This window comes from Streptomyces sp. NBC_00525 (assembly GCF_036346595.1).
Lineage (GTDB): Bacteria > Actinomycetota > Actinomycetes > Streptomycetales > Streptomycetaceae > Streptomyces.
The window spans coordinates 6,055,770-6,070,545 of sequence record NZ_CP107834.1 but is presented as its reverse complement, the minus strand read 5'-3'; the positions used below and the strand labels follow the sequence as shown (position 1 = coordinate 6,070,545).

General features: G+C 74.9%; 13 protein-coding genes. 5 read left to right on the top strand and 8 right to left on the bottom strand.

Going from position 1 to position 14,776, the window contains the following annotated elements; genetic code table 11:
- Positions 1–16: 16 nt before the first annotated feature.
- Together OG710_RS26585 and OG710_RS26580 are read left to right on the top strand one after the other, a co-directional pair.
- Positions 17–889 carry an NmrA family transcriptional regulator gene (locus tag OG710_RS26585; protein ID WP_330241583.1) on the top strand — a complete coding sequence of 291 codons (873 nt, stop codon included), beginning with the start codon at positions 17–19 and terminating at the stop codon, positions 887–889.
- Between the two features lie 227 nt (positions 890–1,116).
- On the top strand, positions 1,117–2,079 hold the full coding sequence (locus tag OG710_RS26580) for a LysR family transcriptional regulator (protein WP_330241582.1): 963 nt from the start codon (positions 1,117–1,119) through the stop codon (positions 2,077–2,079).
- Between the two features lie 35 nt (positions 2,080–2,114).
- On the opposite strand, the gene OG710_RS26575 is transcribed toward OG710_RS26580, so the two are convergent.
- Complete coding sequence (locus OG710_RS26575; RefSeq protein WP_330241581.1) at positions 2,115–2,420, bottom strand: 4a-hydroxytetrahydrobiopterin dehydratase; 306 nt, start codon at positions 2,418–2,420, stop codon at positions 2,115–2,117.
- A 53-nt stretch (positions 2,421–2,473) separates the two neighbouring features.
- Between OG710_RS26575 and OG710_RS26570 the strand changes: the two genes are divergently transcribed.
- Positions 2,474–3,280 carry a helix-turn-helix domain-containing protein gene (locus OG710_RS26570; RefSeq protein WP_330241580.1) on the top strand — a complete coding sequence of 269 codons (807 nt, stop codon included), beginning with the start codon at positions 2,474–2,476 and terminating at the stop codon, positions 3,278–3,280.
- A 63-nt stretch (positions 3,281–3,343) separates the two neighbouring features.
- On the opposite strand, the gene secD is transcribed toward OG710_RS26570, so the two are convergent.
- From secD to OG710_RS26540, 6 genes are all read right to left on the bottom strand, one after another.
- Complete coding sequence (secD, locus tag OG710_RS26565) at positions 3,344–5,674, bottom strand: protein translocase subunit SecD (RefSeq protein ID WP_330241579.1); 2,331 nt, start codon at positions 5,672–5,674, stop codon at positions 3,344–3,346.
- A 43-nt stretch (positions 5,675–5,717) separates the two neighbouring features.
- Positions 5,718–6,320, bottom strand: a complete 603-nt coding sequence (locus OG710_RS26560; RefSeq protein ID WP_330241578.1) for a hypothetical protein — start codon at positions 6,318–6,320, stop codon at positions 5,718–5,720.
- A 62-nt stretch (positions 6,321–6,382) separates the two neighbouring features.
- A complete protein-coding gene (locus OG710_RS26555; protein WP_330241577.1) occupies positions 6,383–7,192 on the bottom strand; it encodes a rod shape-determining protein MreC in 810 nt (269 codons plus the stop codon).
- A 142-nt stretch (positions 7,193–7,334) separates the two neighbouring features.
- Entirely contained in the window at positions 7,335–9,446 is a 2,112-nt protein-coding gene (ligA, locus tag OG710_RS26550) for an NAD-dependent DNA ligase LigA (protein WP_330241576.1), read from the bottom strand.
- A gap of 61 nt (positions 9,447–9,507) precedes the next feature.
- A complete protein-coding gene (locus tag OG710_RS26545; RefSeq protein WP_330241575.1) occupies positions 9,508–11,577 on the bottom strand; it encodes a phage holin family protein in 2,070 nt (689 codons plus the stop codon).
- An 83-nt stretch (positions 11,578–11,660) separates the two neighbouring features.
- Positions 11,661–12,065, bottom strand: coding sequence for a hypothetical protein (locus OG710_RS26540; RefSeq protein WP_111339191.1), 405 nt, complete (start codon positions 12,063–12,065; stop codon positions 11,661–11,663).
- Positions 12,066–12,286: 221 nt separating this feature from the next.
- Between OG710_RS26540 and OG710_RS26535 the strand changes: the two genes are divergently transcribed.
- Positions 12,287–13,069, top strand: a complete 783-nt coding sequence (locus OG710_RS26535; protein WP_330241574.1) for an MBL fold metallo-hydrolase — start codon at positions 12,287–12,289, stop codon at positions 13,067–13,069.
- The gene (locus OG710_RS26530) at positions 13,066–13,692 is read left to right on the top strand and encodes a DedA family protein (protein WP_111339189.1); all 627 of its coding nucleotides are present in this window, start codon (positions 13,066–13,068) and stop codon (positions 13,690–13,692) included. Before OG710_RS26535 ends, OG710_RS26530 begins: the two co-directional genes overlap by 4 nt.
- Before the next feature lie 16 nt (positions 13,693–13,708).
- On the opposite strand, the gene OG710_RS26525 is transcribed toward OG710_RS26530, so the two are convergent.
- Positions 13,709–14,749 (bottom strand): MBL fold metallo-hydrolase, encoded by a 1,041-nt coding sequence (locus tag OG710_RS26525; RefSeq protein WP_330241573.1) that lies wholly within the window; start codon positions 14,747–14,749, stop codon positions 13,709–13,711.
- Positions 14,750–14,776 lie beyond the last annotated feature (27 nt).

Sequence of the window (14,776 nt, the reverse complement as noted above, 5' to 3'; positions counted from 1 at the left end):
CGGGGAGCCTGGGGTCATGACGGAAGAGACGCGCTACGCGACAGAGGAATCCGCCGGACCGGGCCGGGTGCTGGTGACGAGCGGGACGGGCAGGACGGGGCGCCGGGTGGTGGAGCGGCTGTCCGCGCGGGGTGTGCCGGTGCGGGTCGGTTCGCGCCGGGGCGAGATCCCCTTCGACTGGTCCGACGCGTCGGGCTGGGAGGCGGCGCTGAGCGGTGTGGAGGCGGCCTATGTCGCCTATGTGCCCGATCTGGGGGCGCCGGAGGCGCCCGCTGCCATGACGTCGTTCGGGGAGGCGGCCCGGCGGTGCGGGGTGCGCCGGCTGGTGCTGCTGTCGGGGCGCGGGGAGCCGGTGGCGGCGGAGGCGGAGGAGGCGCTGCGCGCGGCGGCCGGGGACGCCGTGCTGACGGTGGTGCGCTCGGCGTTCTTCACCCAGAACTTCAGCGAGGGCGCCCTGCTGGACGGGGTGCTGGGCGGGGAGCTGGTGTTCCCGGCGGGCGACACCGCCGAGCCGTTCGTGGACGCGGACGACCTGGCCGATGTGGTGGTGGCCGCGCTGTGCGGGGAGGGGGTGGCGGGCTCGGTCGTGGAGCTGACCGGGCCGCGCGCGCTGACGTTCGCGGAGGTGGCCGCCGAGCTCGCCGCCGCGACGGGCCGGGAGGTCCGCTATGTGCCCGTGACGGGCGCGGAGTACGAGGGGATGCTGGTGGGGTTCGGCGTGCCGGGGCCGGAGGCGGCGTTTCTGGCCGGGCTGTTCACGTCGCTGCTGGACGGGCGCAACACGGCGGTGACGGACGGGGTGGAGCGGGCGCTGGGCCGTGGCCCGAAGTCGTTCGCGCGCTACGCGGCGGAGGCGGCCCGCGAGGGCTTCTGGACGGTGCGCGGCTGAGCTCCGGGCCGCCGGACGGCTCCCGGCCGATCCGGCGGCCCGTCGCCCGCTTTCAGCCATCTGCCCGTGTCGACTCCCGTGCGGAGCTTCGCAGTTGGCGGACACATCGGCGTGATCCGGCTGCCGGGGGGCGACTACCGGCCATCGACGCGCGTCCAGGTGGCCGAAGAAGAGGTCTAAACCAACGACGTATTGCCGTGGGGCCACCGGGGTCATAACGTGCGGTGATGGACCTGGAGTTGCGGCATCTGCGAACCGTACGTGCCATCGCCGAAACCGGCAGCCTGACCAAGGCCGCCGCCGCGCTGGGTCTTGCGCAGCCCGCGCTCAGCGCACAACTGCGACGGATCGAGAAGGCGCTCGGCGGCCCGCTGTTCGACCGGGACCACACGGGCGCGCGGGCGACCCCGCTGGGCGAACTGGTCCTGGAGCGCGCCCGGGTGGTGCTGCCGGCCGTGAGCGAGCTCCAGGAGGAGGCGGTCAGGTTCGCCAACGCCACGGGCGCCATGGAGCGGTTCCGGCTCGGCGGCACGCACGGCCCGCTGCTGGGCGGGCTGGTGGACCGGCTGGCGACCGCGCACCCGGCCGCGCCGGTGTCCACGTACACCTCCTGGTCGGTGGCGGAGATCGCCTCGCAACTGGTGGACGGGCGGCTGGACTTCGCGCTGATCGGGACCTGTGGCGAGAGCGCGCCGCCGGACGCGGGGCGGCTGGAGTGGCAGGTCGTCGGGGTCGATCCGGTGTTCGTGATGCTGCCGGAGACCCACCGGCTGGCGGGCCTGGACGAGCTGGAGCTGTCCGAGCTGGCGGAGGAGTGCTGGGCGGACGTGCCGGGGGACGGCTGTTTCGCGGACTGCTTCGTGGCGGCCTGTGCCCGCGCCGGGTTCAGCCCGGCCTCGGTGTACGAGACGGACACCACATCGGTCGTGCATCTGGTGCAGGTGGGGCGGGCGGTCGGGCTGTGCCGGGCGACGTTCCCGCCGACCCCGGGGGTGGTCACCCGGCCGGTCGCCGGGGCGCCGCTCAGCTGGCGCCATCTGCTGGGCTGGCACCCGCGCTCGGCCGCCGCGTCGGCGGCGGCCGGGGCGGTGAGCGGGTACACGCGGGCGGCGTACACCGAGGCGGTGGGGCGCAGCGAGAGCTACACGCGCTGGCTCGCCGCGCACCCGGGTTTCGGCGCCGTGGTCTGAGCGGCGGCCAGGGGGTGGGGTGTCCGACAAATCCCCTAGCGGGCCCCGTGGCCGGGGGCGACCGCCGAGATGCGGGCGGCCAGGGCGAGGTCCTTGCCGGTGACCTTGCCGCCCGCGTCGTGCGAGTTCACGGCCAGGGTGACGGTGTTGTAGCCGAGGGTCAGGTCGCTGTGGTGGTTCAGCTCGTCCTGGATGGCGGCGATGTGGACGGTGAACGCGGCGGCGGCGACATGCGAGGGCAGCCGGTAGGAGCAGGTGATCCGGTCGCCGTCCGGGGTCCAGCCGGGCAGGTCGCGCAGCCCGTCCTCGATCTCGTGCGGCGACAGCGGTGCGGCGGGCATGGGGCGGCTCCCTCACTGGTGGTGGTCGATGCCGGTGACGTTACGGTCTGGGTATGACGACTGTCGCGCTCGACACGGGGGTAGGGCCGCTGCTGCGCAGCTGGCGGGAACGGCGGCGGATGAGCCAGCTGGAGCTGTCGCTGCGGGCCGGCTCCTCCGCCCGGCACATCTCGTTCATCGAGACTGGGCGCGCCCGCCCCAGCGAGGAGATGGTGCTGCGGCTGGCCGAGCATCTGGAGGTGCCGGTCAGGGAGCGCAACGCCCTGCTGGTGATGGCGGGTTACGCCCCGCACTACACGGAGACCGCGCTCGACGACCCGGCGATGGGGGCGCTGCGGGACGGCCTGGACCGGCTGCTGGGGGGCTACGACCCGTATCCGGCGTTCGTGGTGGACGGCACGTACACGGTGGTGGCCGCCAATCAGGGGATGACCCGGCTGCTCGACGGCGTACCGGATCATCTGCTGGCGCCGCCGCTGAACGCCATGCGCCTCACCCTGCACCCGGAGGGGCTGGCCCCGCGCATCCGGAATCTGCGCGCGTGGCGGGCGGACCTGCTGGCGCAGATGGAGCGCCAGATCGCGCTGGTGCGGTCGGCGGAGCTGCGCGAGCTGTACGAGGAGGTGGCGGGCTATCCGCTGCCGCCGGGCGCGGACGGGGCGGACGGGCGGCCGTCCGCCCCGTCGGTGCCGTTCGCGTTGCCGCTGGTCATCGAGCACGACGGGCGGGTGCTGTCGTTCGTCGCGTCGATCGCCACGTTCAACACGCCGATGGATGTGACGGTGGCGGAGCTGGCCGTCGAGACGCTGCTGCCGGCCGATCCGGAGACCGGCGCGTATCTGCGGTCGCTGGTGCTCTGAGGCCGGGCGGGTCCGGGTCTCCCGTGCCGGATGTGGCACGGGAGACCCGGACGGCCGCGCGTGTTACACCCGTGCGCCGTTGTCCAGCGGGTCGCGGCGGGCCGAGCCCTGGCGGGCGCGCGGGGCGCGGGTGCGGGCGGGCGGCGGGACCTTGCTGGTGCGCTCCAGGAGCAGCGCGGCCGGCACGGCGGTCATCACCGAAGAGTATGTCCCGACGATGATGCCGATGAGCAGGGCGAGCGCGAAGTCCTCCAGCGAGTCGCCGCCGAGGACGGTGAGCGCGACGAGGATGAACAGGGCGCCCATACCGGTGTTCACCGTGCGGGGCACGGTCTGGATGATCGCCTGGTTCGCCACGTCGGGCAGTGGCTTCTTCCGGGCCTTGGCCCACAGCTCCCGCACCCGGTCGAAGACCACCACCGAGTCGTTGACGGAGTAGCCGATGACGGTGAGCAGGGAGGCCAGGAAGATGCCGTCGACGGTCCGCCCCATCCAGGCGAACGCCCCGATCAGGATGATCACGTCGTGCACCAGCGCCCCGACCGAGCCCAGGGCGAAGGTCCAGCGGAACCGGAACGCCAGATAGGCGAGCTGGACGAGTACGGCGATGCCCAGGGCGATCAACGCGTTGCGCCGCAGTTCGTCGCCGAGGCTGGGGCCGATCAGCTCGTCGCGGACCTTGGTCGTCTCACCTCCCTCGGCGGCCAGCGCGGCCCGCAGTGTGTGCTCCTCGTTGTTGTCGAGGTCCTTGGTGCGTACGGAGATGTCGCCGGCCCCGGCCGTGGTGACCTCGGCGTCGCCGAATCCGGCGCCCGCCAGGGCCTTGCGGGCGGCGTCCACGTCCACCGGGCGGCTGGTGGAGTACTCGACGAGGCGTCCGCCGGTGAACTCGACGCCGAAGTTGACGCCGCGCACCACGATGCCCGCGACGGCCACCGCGATCAGCACGGCGGAGATCGTCAGCCAGCGGCGCGGGTGGCGCATCAGGTGCGGGTTGCGCCGGCTGAGCCAGGTGCGGACCCGGCCCGGAATGCCGATGCCGTTGACGCCCCGGTAGTCGGCGACGAACCGGGAGCGGGACGCGATCTCGGTGAGGGCGCGGGCGATGACGAGTGCGGAGAACATCGAGGCCAGCACACCGATGGCGAGCGTGACCCCGAAGCCCTTGACCGGGCCCGAGCCGAGGAAGAACAGCAGCCCGGCCGCGATGAGCGTCGTCACGTTGGAGTCGGCGACGGCACTCCAGGCGCCCTTGAAACCGGCGGCGAGCGAGGCGCGCAGGGAGGAGGACTTGCCCGGTCTGGCCGCGAACTCCTCCCTGGCCCGTTCGAAGACGAGCACGTTCGCGTCGACGGCCATGCCGATGGCCAGAACGAACCCGGCGAGCCCCGGCAGGGTGAGCGTGACCCCGAGGCCGACGAGGGCGGCGTACGAGATGACGCCGTAGGCGGCCAGCGCGACGGCGGCGAGCGCCCCGAACAGGCGGTAGATGACGATGATGAACAGGGCCGTGGCGGACGCGCCGATCAGGGCGGCACGGGCGCTGGCGTCGATGGCGGCGGCGCCGAGCGTCGGGCCGACGGTCCGCTGCTCGACGATCTCGACGGGCACCGGCAGGGCGCCGCCCTCGATCAGGAGGGCGAGCTCGCGGGCCTCGTCGGCGCTGAAGGAGCCGGTGATCTGGGTGGAGCCGGAGGGCAGGCCCGTACCGCAGGAGACGGACGGCGAGACCTGCGGGGAGGAGATCACCTTCTCGTCCAGCACGATGGCGACCCGGCGCCGTTCGTCCTGGACCGGGTTGCAGGCCGCCTCACCGGTCAGCTTGGTCCACTTCCGGCCGGCGTCCTTGTGGAAGTCGAGCGAGACGGTCCAGCCGGCTCCCTGCTGGGCGTCGAAGGACGCCTTCGCCTCCTTGACGCCCGCGCCCGAGAGCGCGACGGGGCCGAGGGCGAGCGGCCGGCCGTCCTCGTCGGGCAGGGTCAGCTCCTTGCCGCCCTTGTCCTTTTCCTTGTCCTTCTCGCCCTCGGCGCCCTCCGGCAGGCCGGGGCCCTGGACGGCGTGGAAGGTCAGCTGGGCGGTCTTGCCGATGACCTCGGCGGCCTTGCGGGGGTCCTGGACGTCGGGGAGCTCGACGATGATCCGGTTGTCGCCGGAGCGGGTCAGCGTGGGTTCCGTCACGCCGAGCGAGTCGATGCGGCGGCGCAGCACCTCCAGGGTGCGGTCGGTGCTCTCGCGGTCGGCCTTGGCGGTCTCGGAGTCCTTGGCCTGGAGCACCATGCGGGTGCCGCCCTGGAGGTCGAGGCCGAGTCTGGGTGACATGTTCAGCGAGATGAACACGGAGACGAGCAGTACGGCCGCAGCCAGAATTGCCCGCACCGTGGTGGCGCGCGTCATTGCGGGGTTTCCTCCGGGGAGCGCCGGGCGCTCCCCGTCCGGGTCAGGACGGCGGGAACGGCACGGCGTGGTGGGTGAGCGGGACCGCTGGGCGGTCCCCGGACCGGTGGGAACCGGTGCCGGGAGGTCCGCGCACGCCGGGGAGCGCCGGGCGCGGGTTCGGCGCCGCCTCGGCGGGGACGGGGCGGGCGGAGGAGGGGACGGGGAGCGGCAGCGGGACGCCGGCGGGGCTGGGGACGAGCCCGCCGGCGTAGGGCGGCGGCAGCTGGTGTGCGGTACGGGGGTGTTCGGCGGCCGCCCACGGGCCGGGGCGCGGTCCCCCGTCGATGAGAGTCGGGGGCGCGGCGGCGGCCGGGGTGGACGCGCCGGAACGGGTGCCGGACAGGGAGTGTGCGGGGAGGCCGGGGACGGCCGTCATGGCCCCGGCGGTCCGGGCGGCGGGTGTGCCGCGCGGGGGCGGGGCGGGGGCCGGTGCCGTGTGCGGACCGGCGGGGGACGCCACCGCGCGTACGGGGAGGCCCGCGCCGGCCACGGCGGGCGCGCCGCCGCCGAGGGCGAGCATGGCGAGCAGCAGCGCGACGAGGCACCGCCAGGCGGCGGAGGCGTGCGCGGCGGGCAGGCGTTCGGCGGCGGGCTCGTCGCGCACCGGGGCGTCCGGGCGGGCTTCGGGGTGTGCGGTCCCCCGAGGCGGCCCCCAGGGGACCGGGGTCACCGGATTCGGCCGGGGAGGACGGGCTCCGCGTGGCGGAGGACGGAGCTGAGGACGATGGCGGCGCCGCGTACCACCGTGGTGGCGGGGTCCTCGGCGGGCCGGACCGGGACGCCGAGGCGGAGCGCTATCCGGTTGGTGACGTCCGGGCGCAGCGCACCGCCTCCGGCGAGCAGCGGCCCGCGGCGCAGGGCGCCGAGCATCGCGCCGTGCCGGTCCTGCCGCCACATGGCCATGACCATGTCGAGGACGGCGCGGACGACGGCGGCGGGCGGCTCGCCCGGTCCCAGGTCGCTGAGGCCGGTCTCGGCCAGGCGCGCGTCGCGTACCAGGCCGTCGACGAGCAGGGTGGCCTCGGTCAGCTCGGCGCCGACGTCGAGGACGAGGAGCGGTCCGCCGTCCTGCGGTCCGGCGCAGGCCGCGGCGGCCCTGGCGCTGTCGAGGACGATGACGTCGCAGGGGCCCAGGCCGCGGAGCACGTCGCGGGCGGCGGCGCGGTGCGCGGGTCCGGCGAGGACGGGGTGGCTGACGACGATGAGGGCGTCGTCGCGGTCGTCGCCCAGGGCCCGGTCCGCGATGCGGGCGAGCATCCGGCGGCAGGAGTCCGGGTCGACGATGCGGCCGCGCCGCACGGGCCTGCCCCGGCCGTGCTCGACGGTGTCGTCGCAGGTCTCGGTGACGACGCCCCTACCGGGCACCCAGGCACGGGTCCGGGAGCTGCCGAGGTCGAGCGCGAGGCCCCGGGTGGCGCCCCGGTGCCGCCGGTTGACGGCGCGGTCGTGCCGCTGTCCGTCGCGCAGAGAACGCATCGCCCCTCACCCCCGGCTCGCAGCCGTGGCCGTACACACACCCAGTGACCCGCTGATCGCGAGGCATGGCCGAGCCCTCACTATGCAATAGGGAGGCAAAGAAAGCCACTCCCAGGCAAATTCGAAGGGCTCGAACCGTGTCTCAGGCGTCCACGGGCAGGAACTCCCCGATCAGTTCGGCGAACTCCGCCGGGCTCGCGATCCGCACGCCCAGATCCTCCGCCTTCGTCCGCTTGGAGCCCGCCTTCTCGCCGGCCACCAGCAGCGTGGTCCGCTTGGAGACGCTGGAGGAGGACTTGCCGCCGGCCCGCTCGATCAGCTCGTTCATCTGGTTGCGCGACAGCTTCTCCAGGGCGCCGGTCATGGCGCCGGTGACCACCACCGTCATCCCGGCCAGCGGCCCGGCGTCGGCGGCGCCTTCGGTGTCGCGGGCGTCATCGGCGGCGGGCGCCTCGCCCGGCGGCGGGGGCGGGGTGGCGCCCGGCTCGGTCATGGTGAGCCCGGCGGCGACCAGCTTCTCGATCAGCGGGGCGAGGTCGGCCAGCTCGGCGACGACGCTCGCCGCCTTCTCATTGCCTATGCCGTCCACCCGCTGCAGCTCCTCCGCGTCGGCGGCCCGGATGCGGTCCATCTCCGCGAAGTAGCGGGCGATGCGGCGCGACATGGAGCGGCCGGTGCCGCGTACGCCGAGGGCGCAGAAGACGCGGGAGAGGGGCTGGGTGCGGGCGGCGTCGATGGCGGCCAGCAGGTTGTCGGTGCTGGTCTCGCCCATCCGGTCGAGCGTGAGGAGCTGTTCGCGCTCCAGGGTGAACAGGTCGGCGAAGTCGGCGACGAGACCGGACTCGACGAGCTGGACGACGCGGGTCGTGCCGAGTCCTTCGATGTCGAGCTGGTCGCGGCCGGCCGCGTACGAGATGGAGGCGACGAGGCGGCAGTCGCGGCCGCGTACGCAGCGCCAGCGCTGCTCGCTGGTGTCGATCTCCGAACCGCACTGCGGGCACGCCTCGGGGAAGACGACGGGCTGTTCGTCACCGGTCCGCAGATGGGCGACGGGGGCCTCGATGCGGGGGATGATGTCGCCCGCCTTGTAGACCATGACGTGGTCGCCGACGCGCAGGTCCCGGCGGGTGATGTCGGCCGGGTTGTGCAGGGTGGCGTAGCCGACGGTCGAGCCGTCGATCTCGACGGGCTCCAGGACGGCGCGCGGCGCGATGATGCCGGTACGGCCGACGTTCCACTCGACGCCGAGGAGGCGGGTGACCTTCTCGACCGCCGGCAGCTTGTAGGCGATGGCCCAGCGCGGGGCGCGGGTGCCGTTGCCGGCGTCGCGCTGGTCGGCGGCGAGGTCCGCCTTGATCACGATGCCGTCGATCCCGAACGGCAGCGCGGCGCGCAGCGCGGCGATCTCCTCGATCCGGGCCTGGACCTCCTCGACGCCGGCGGCGGTGCGGGGCGCGACGTCGGTGTCGGCGGCGGTGTGCACCCCGAGCTCCGCGACGCGGGCCAGGACCTGGCTGTGCGGCAGTTCGGTCAGGGCGTCGGCCGGTTCGCCGGATTCGGGCAGCGGGAGGGCGCCGTAGGCGAAGAACGTCATCTCCACGGTGTACGCCCGGTCCTTGGCGCGCAGCGTGCCCGCGGCGCCGTTGCGCGCGTTGGCGAAGGGGGCGCCGCCGTGCTCGGTGCGGACGGTGTTGGCCCGCTCGAACTGCTCGGTGGTCATCAGGATCTCGCCGCGTATCTCCAGCGTGACCGGTTCGGCCAGCTCGGCGGGGAGCCCGACGACGGTCCCGGCGGCATGCGACACGTCCTCGCCGGCGGTCCCGTCGCCGCGGGTGATCAGCCGCTCCAGGCGGCCCTCGCGGTAGCGGGCGGCGACCGCGAGCCCGTCGAGCTTCGGCTCGACGCTCCAGGCGGTGACGGGGCGGCCGATGCGGCGCTCCAGCGAGGCGGTCCAGGTGGCGAACTGCTCGGCCGAGAAGACGTTGTCGAGGGAGAGCATCGGCACCGTGTGCGGCACGTCCCCGACGGCGGCGCCGCCGGCCACCTTCCCGGTCGGGGAGGCGGGCAGCACCTCCTGCGGATGCTCCCGCTCGTACGCGGCGATGCCGCGCGCCAGCCGGTCGTAGGCGTCGTCGTCGAGCGTGCTCTCGCCCGTGGCGTAGTACGCGGCGGCGGCCTGCGCGGCCTCGTCGACGGCGGCGGCGTAGGAGGCATGGTCGGCGAGCACGACTGCTGAGTTCGTCATGCCCACCATCCTGCCGCCCACCACTGACAACGCCCCGTCCGTGCCCGTCCGGCGGGGTCCGCCGGACCGGTCAGGACCCCGGCGCCCGCGGCTCCGACGCCTCCCGCAGCCAGTACCGCAGGACCCGGTGCACGGCCTCGGCTCCGACGAGTTCGTCCGGCCGCTCCCCGGACCCGTCGGCGACGGCGTCCAGCGGGTCCGTCAGGGAGCGCGGCCACAGCAGGAACGGCCGCGACTGGTCGCCGCCCAGGCCGCCGTGCGAGCCGATCTGCTCCTCGAAGGCGTGCACGGTGCCCGTGGCGGGGTCGTACATCGAGTTGACCATCACATCGGCGACGTGCGGGAAGGTGTCCGTGCGCCGGATCGCGTCCGCCGCGCCCGGCCCGTACGGCGCCAGCGGCCCCTTCCCGTCCACCAGCTCCGCCACCGGCACCCGCGTCCCGTCGCGGGCCAGGACCACCGAGCCGTCCCGTTCGCCGCGCACCAGCAGGAAGCCGATACCCGGATGGCTGGCCAGTGTGGAGAGCAGGGCGGGGTGGCGGTGCTCCAGCTGCTCCAGCGAGGCGCGCCCGGCTATGTCGGGGAAGGAGATCAGGCCGAGGTTCCCGGAGGCGAGGACGACCGGGTCGGAGGGTTTGGCGACGCGCTCCTCCTGGCCCTCGGCGACCGGCCGGTGCAGGGCGATGCGGACCGCGTCGCGCGCCTCGGACGCGCTGCGGGTGCGCTGGGCGCGCCGGGGCACGGGCAGTCCGCTGCCCGCCCGCACCAGGTCCTTGAGGGTGAGCCCGTACACCCCGGCGAAGGTGTCGCCGGGGCTCTGGCCGTGGTCGGAGAGCAGCACGATCCGGTAGGTGCGCGGGGCCTGCTCGGCGACCTGGGCGATGAGGGCGAGCGCCCGGTCGAGGCGTGCGAGCACCTTCTCCGCGTCCCGGCTGCGCGGCCCGGAGTGGTGCGCCACCTCGTCGTAGGCGACCAGGTCGGCGTAGACGGCGGTCCGGCCCGCGAACATGTCGCCGATCACGGCGGCGACCACCACATCGCGTTCGACGACGGTGGCGAAGGCTCGGATGAAGGGGTAGAGGCCGCCGCGTTTGATGCGGGGCGTCTCCTTGCGCAGGCGGGAGCGGGTGGACTGGGCGATCTCGCGGCAGACCTCGGCGGCGAAGGAGCCTGCGGTGCGCACGGCGTTGGCCGGGTCGGAGAAGTAGGCGAAGTACCCGGCGCGCGAGCGGCGGCCCTTGCCGCGCCGGGCGGCCATCGACAGGACGAGCGCGAGCTGGCCGGCGCCGCCGCTGAAGAGGTTGCCGCGGCTGGCCCCGTCCAGGGCGAGCAGTCCGTCGTCCCCGGTACGGGCGACGGCCCGGCGCTGGAGCTCCAGGGCGCTGGCCGGTCTGCTGGAGACCATGACGACGCCGGTCTCCTTCTCGTACCAGCGGAAGGCGGGCACGTCGTGGTTGCTGCCGTGCAGGATGCCGAGCTGGCTGGCGCCGGTCTGGCTGGACCAGTCGGTGCGCCAGGGGGTGAGCCGGTGTCCGGCCGGGTCGGCCAGCCAGTGCGCGACGGTCGGCATCACGCCCCCGGCGGCGGCCGCGACGAGCGTGTCGTGGCCGACGCCGTCCAGCTGGATGAAGACCGTGCCCGGCGGGCCGCCGCGCGCGTCGGCGTCCGTGCCGCTGCGGCGGCGGCGCCGGTCGGCCAGGCGCGAGAGCCTGCGGCGGTAGGCGTCGTCGTCGCGGACGGCGAGGGCGGTGGACGTCGCGGAGGCGACGGCGGACATCGCGGCGGCGACGACGACGGCGGTCTCCGGCGCGGCGGCGCCCCGGCCGTCCGGGATGAGGCGCAGCGCGATCAGCAGCAGCGAGCCGTTGAGGAAGAAGACGAGCAGGCCGAGGACGAGGGCGGGCACGATGAGCAGCGCCCGTACCAGGACCGGCCAGACCAGGGCGGAGAGCAGGCCGAAGGCGCCCGCGCCCCAGGCCGCCGTGAAGGCGGTCTTGGTGGTGCTGTCGCCGTCGGGGGACTGGAGGCGGAAGTCGGGGAGGATGCCGGCGAGCACCAGCATGGTGAGCGTCGAGACCGCCCAGACCGCGACCACCCGCATCAGGGCGCTGCCGGCCCGCCGCCATCGCCTGTCGCCCACGCCGTCGTCACCTCATGTCCGGGCCCTGCCTTTCCGGGCCCGGCCCCAGCCTTTCACAACGGTCCGGACGGTTCCCCGGCCGGTCAGCAGCCGTCGTAGCCGGCGGTCGGCATGGAGAGCCTGCGGTGCACCCCGGCCTTGCCGTCCGCCGTGTAGGAGGGCTCGTCGAGCCCGGCGATCTCCAGGCGTACGCCGCGCCGCTCGCACTCCGCGGTGAACTCGGGCACCGAGGCCAGGGCGCGGGCCAGGACCCGGTCGCAGGGGGCGACGAACAGTTCGGCGGCGCCGCTCTCGATGTCGGCCCAGAGCGCGGGGTGGTCGGGGCGCAGTCCGTACAGGCGGAGCTGGCGGGTGACGACGTAGCCGCGGTCCGCGGCCCAGCGTGCGCACATGGCGTGCTGGCCGCGGGTGTCCACGAGGAAGGGGTCGCTGTCCAGCTCCTCCAGCGGCGTCAGACTGGCGATGGCCGCCACCCGTACGTCACCCATGACCGTTCTCCCCCTGTCCGTCGTGTCCCGACCCTATGCGCCGCCGGGCGCTGTTCCGGGGGCGTGTCGCGGGGCGGTGAGGGGGCGCACGGGGGCACGGCTCCGCCGCCCCGGACGACGGGTGCGCCGGGTGTGCGGCCCCGTGCGGGCGGGAGTGCCCGTAGGCTCGACGGGCAGGCGGAACGGGTCCGTGCGGCCCGGTGAGCAGGAGGAGGCGGCGGGTGCCGGTGGAGATCACCTGGTGGGGTCATGCCACGTGCACGATCGAGGATTCCGGGGTCCGGCTGCTGACCGATCCGCTGTTCGCCCGGCGCTTCGCGCATCTGCGGCGCCGCCGGGGCGCGCTGCCCGGCCCGGACGCGGCGGTGGCCGATGTGGTCCTCATCTCGCATCTGCACTCCGACCATCTGCATCTGCCGTCGCTGGCGCGGGTCGCGCCGGGGGCGCGGGTGGTCGTGCCGCGCGGGTCGGTCCGGTCGGTGCCGGGGCTGCGGCTGCTGCGCCGGGCGCGCGGGCTGCGGATCACGGAGGTGCTGGCGGGCGACGAGGTGCGGGTGGGCGGGGTGCGGGTGCGGGCCGTTCCGGCGCTGCACGACGGCCGGCGGCTGCCGGTGGGCCCGCACCGCTCCCCCGCCCTGGGGTACGTGGTCGAGGGCTCGGCGCGCACGTACTTCGCCGGGGACACCGGGCTGTTCGACGACATGGCGCGGGTGGTCGGCCCGGTGGACGTGGCGCTGCTGCCGGTCGGCGGCTGGGGGCCCTATCTGGGGCACGGGCATCTGGACGCGGGGCGGGCGGCGCAGGCGCTGGCCCGGCTGCGGCCGCGCGCGGCGGTGCCGGTGCACTACGGCACGTACTGGCCGATCGGGATGGACGGGGTCCGGCCGCACGAGTTCCACGCGCCGGGCGAGGAGTTCGTGCGGAAGGCGGCCGCGGCGGCGCCGGAGGTCGTGGTGCACCGGCTGGCGCACGGCGAGCGGGTGCGGCCGGGGGGCTGCGGGTGATCGGGTTCCTGCGGGACGCGACGCAGCTGCCCCCGGAGTCGACGCAGCAGGCGGTGGGTTATCCGTCGCTGTTCCTGCTGGTGTCGGTGGGGGCGCTGGTCCCGGTGGTGCCGACGGGCGCGCTGGTGAGTTCGGCGGCCGTGGTGGCGTTCCACCAGTCGTCGCCGTTCGCGCTGCTGGTGGTGTTCGGGGTGGCGTCGGCGGCGGCGTTCCTGGGGGACATATGCCTGTACTGGCTGGGGCAGCGGGGGGTGCGGTCGAGGAACGGGTCGCGGTGGCTGCGGGCGATCCGGGACCGGGCGGCGCCGGAGCGGCTGGCGCAGGCGCAGCGGAAGCTGGACGAGCACGGGGCGGCGGTGCTGGTGCTGTCGCGGCTGGTGCCGGCCGGGCGCATTCCGGTGATGCTGGCGTGTCTGCTGGGGCGGATGCCGCTGCGGCGGTTCGCCCGCGGTGATGTGCCGGCGTGTCTGGCGTGGGCGGCGACGTACCAGCTGATCGGCATCCTGGGCGGTTCGCTGTTCCCGGAGCCGTGGCAGGGGGTGGTGGCCGCGGTGGTCCTGACGCTGGTGATCAGCGGGGCGCCGGCGGTGTGGCGGCGGACGCGGGCGCGCTGGGCGCGGTGAGGCCGGGCGGGCGGGGTCAGCCGGCGCCGGCCGCCGTCAGGAGGCGTGAGCCGCCGATGGGCAGGTCCCAGAGCCGGTCGCGGGGGTGTCCGGCGCGCTGCCAGGCGGTGCGCAGCCGGGTGAGCGGTTCGAGGACGGGCTCGGCGGAGAGCAGGAAGGCCGCCCAGTGCATCGGGGCCATGGCGCGGGCGCCGAGGTCCTCGTACGCGCGCACGGCCTCCTCCGGGTCGGTGTGGACGTCGCGGAGCCACCAGCGGGGCTCGTACGCGCCGATGGGGAGCAGGGCGAGGTCGATGCCGGGGTGGCGGCGGCCGATCTCGGTGAACCAGTGGCCGTATCCGGAGTCGCCGGCGAAGTAGATCCGCCCGCCGGTGTCGTCGTCCCCGATGATCCAGCCGCCCCACAGCGAGCGGCAGGTGTCGGTGAGGGTGCGCCGGGACCAGTGGTGGGCGGGGACGAAGTCGAAGCGGACGCCGTCGAGCCGGGCGGACTCCCACCAGTCGAGTTCGGTGACGGTGCGAAATCCCCGGCGGCGGCACCACTGGCCGAGGCCGGCCGGGACGAAGAGCGGGGTGTGCCGGGGCAGTCTGCGCAGGGTGGGCGCGTCGAGGTGGTCGTAGTGGTTGTGGCTGATGACGACGGCGTCGACGGCCGGCAGGTCCTCCCAGGGGACGCCGACGGGGGTGATCCGGGCCGGGGTGCCGAGGATGCGGCGGGACCAGACGGGGTCGGTGAGGACGGTGAGGCCGCCGGTGCGGATGATCCAGCTGGCGTGTCCGGCCCAGGTGACGCAGGCGGTCCCGGCCGGGACGGGCGGCAGGGGCGCGGGGGCGTAGGGCAGCCGGTGGATGTGGCGCAGGCCCTCCGCGTTGGGCCGGATGGAGTGCTCGCGGGCCAGCCGGGACATGCCCTTGACGCCGGGGAGCGGGGCGGTGAGCCGGTCCGCGAAGCTCCGGGGCCAGTCGCGCACCTCGCCCAGGGGGCGGGGCGGGACGATGTCGCCGCAGGCCGTGGGGGGTGTGTCGGGGGCGACCTGGCGCGCGGTCCGGTCCGTCATCGGGGCTCCCGTCCAGGAGTGCGCCGG

Coding starts and splice junctions, on each gene's coding strand:
- ligA (WP_330241576.1), bottom strand. CDS start 9,446: ATGGTGGGCATGACGAACTCAGCAGTCGTGCTCGCCGACCATGCCTCC.
- OG710_RS26540 (WP_111339191.1), bottom strand. CDS start 12,065: ATGGGTGACGTACGGGTGGCGGCCATCGCCAGTCTGACGCCGCTGGAG.
- OG710_RS26580 (WP_330241582.1), top strand. CDS start 1,117: ATGGACCTGGAGTTGCGGCATCTGCGAACCGTACGTGCCATCGCCGAA.
- OG710_RS26555 (WP_330241577.1), bottom strand. CDS start 7,192: ATGCGTTCTCTGCGCGACGGACAGCGGCACGACCGCGCCGTCAACCGG.
- OG710_RS26575 (WP_330241581.1), bottom strand. CDS start 2,420: ATGCCCGCCGCACCGCTGTCGCCGCACGAGATCGAGGACGGGCTGCGC.
- OG710_RS26585 (WP_330241583.1), top strand. CDS start 17: ATGACGGAAGAGACGCGCTACGCGACAGAGGAATCCGCCGGACCGGGC.
- secD (WP_330241579.1), bottom strand. CDS start 5,674: ATGACGCGCGCCACCACGGTGCGGGCAATTCTGGCTGCGGCCGTACTG.
- OG710_RS26525 (WP_330241573.1), bottom strand. CDS start 14,749: ATGACGGACCGGACCGCGCGCCAGGTCGCCCCCGACACACCCCCCACG.
- OG710_RS26570 (WP_330241580.1), top strand. CDS start 2,474: ATGACGACTGTCGCGCTCGACACGGGGGTAGGGCCGCTGCTGCGCAGC.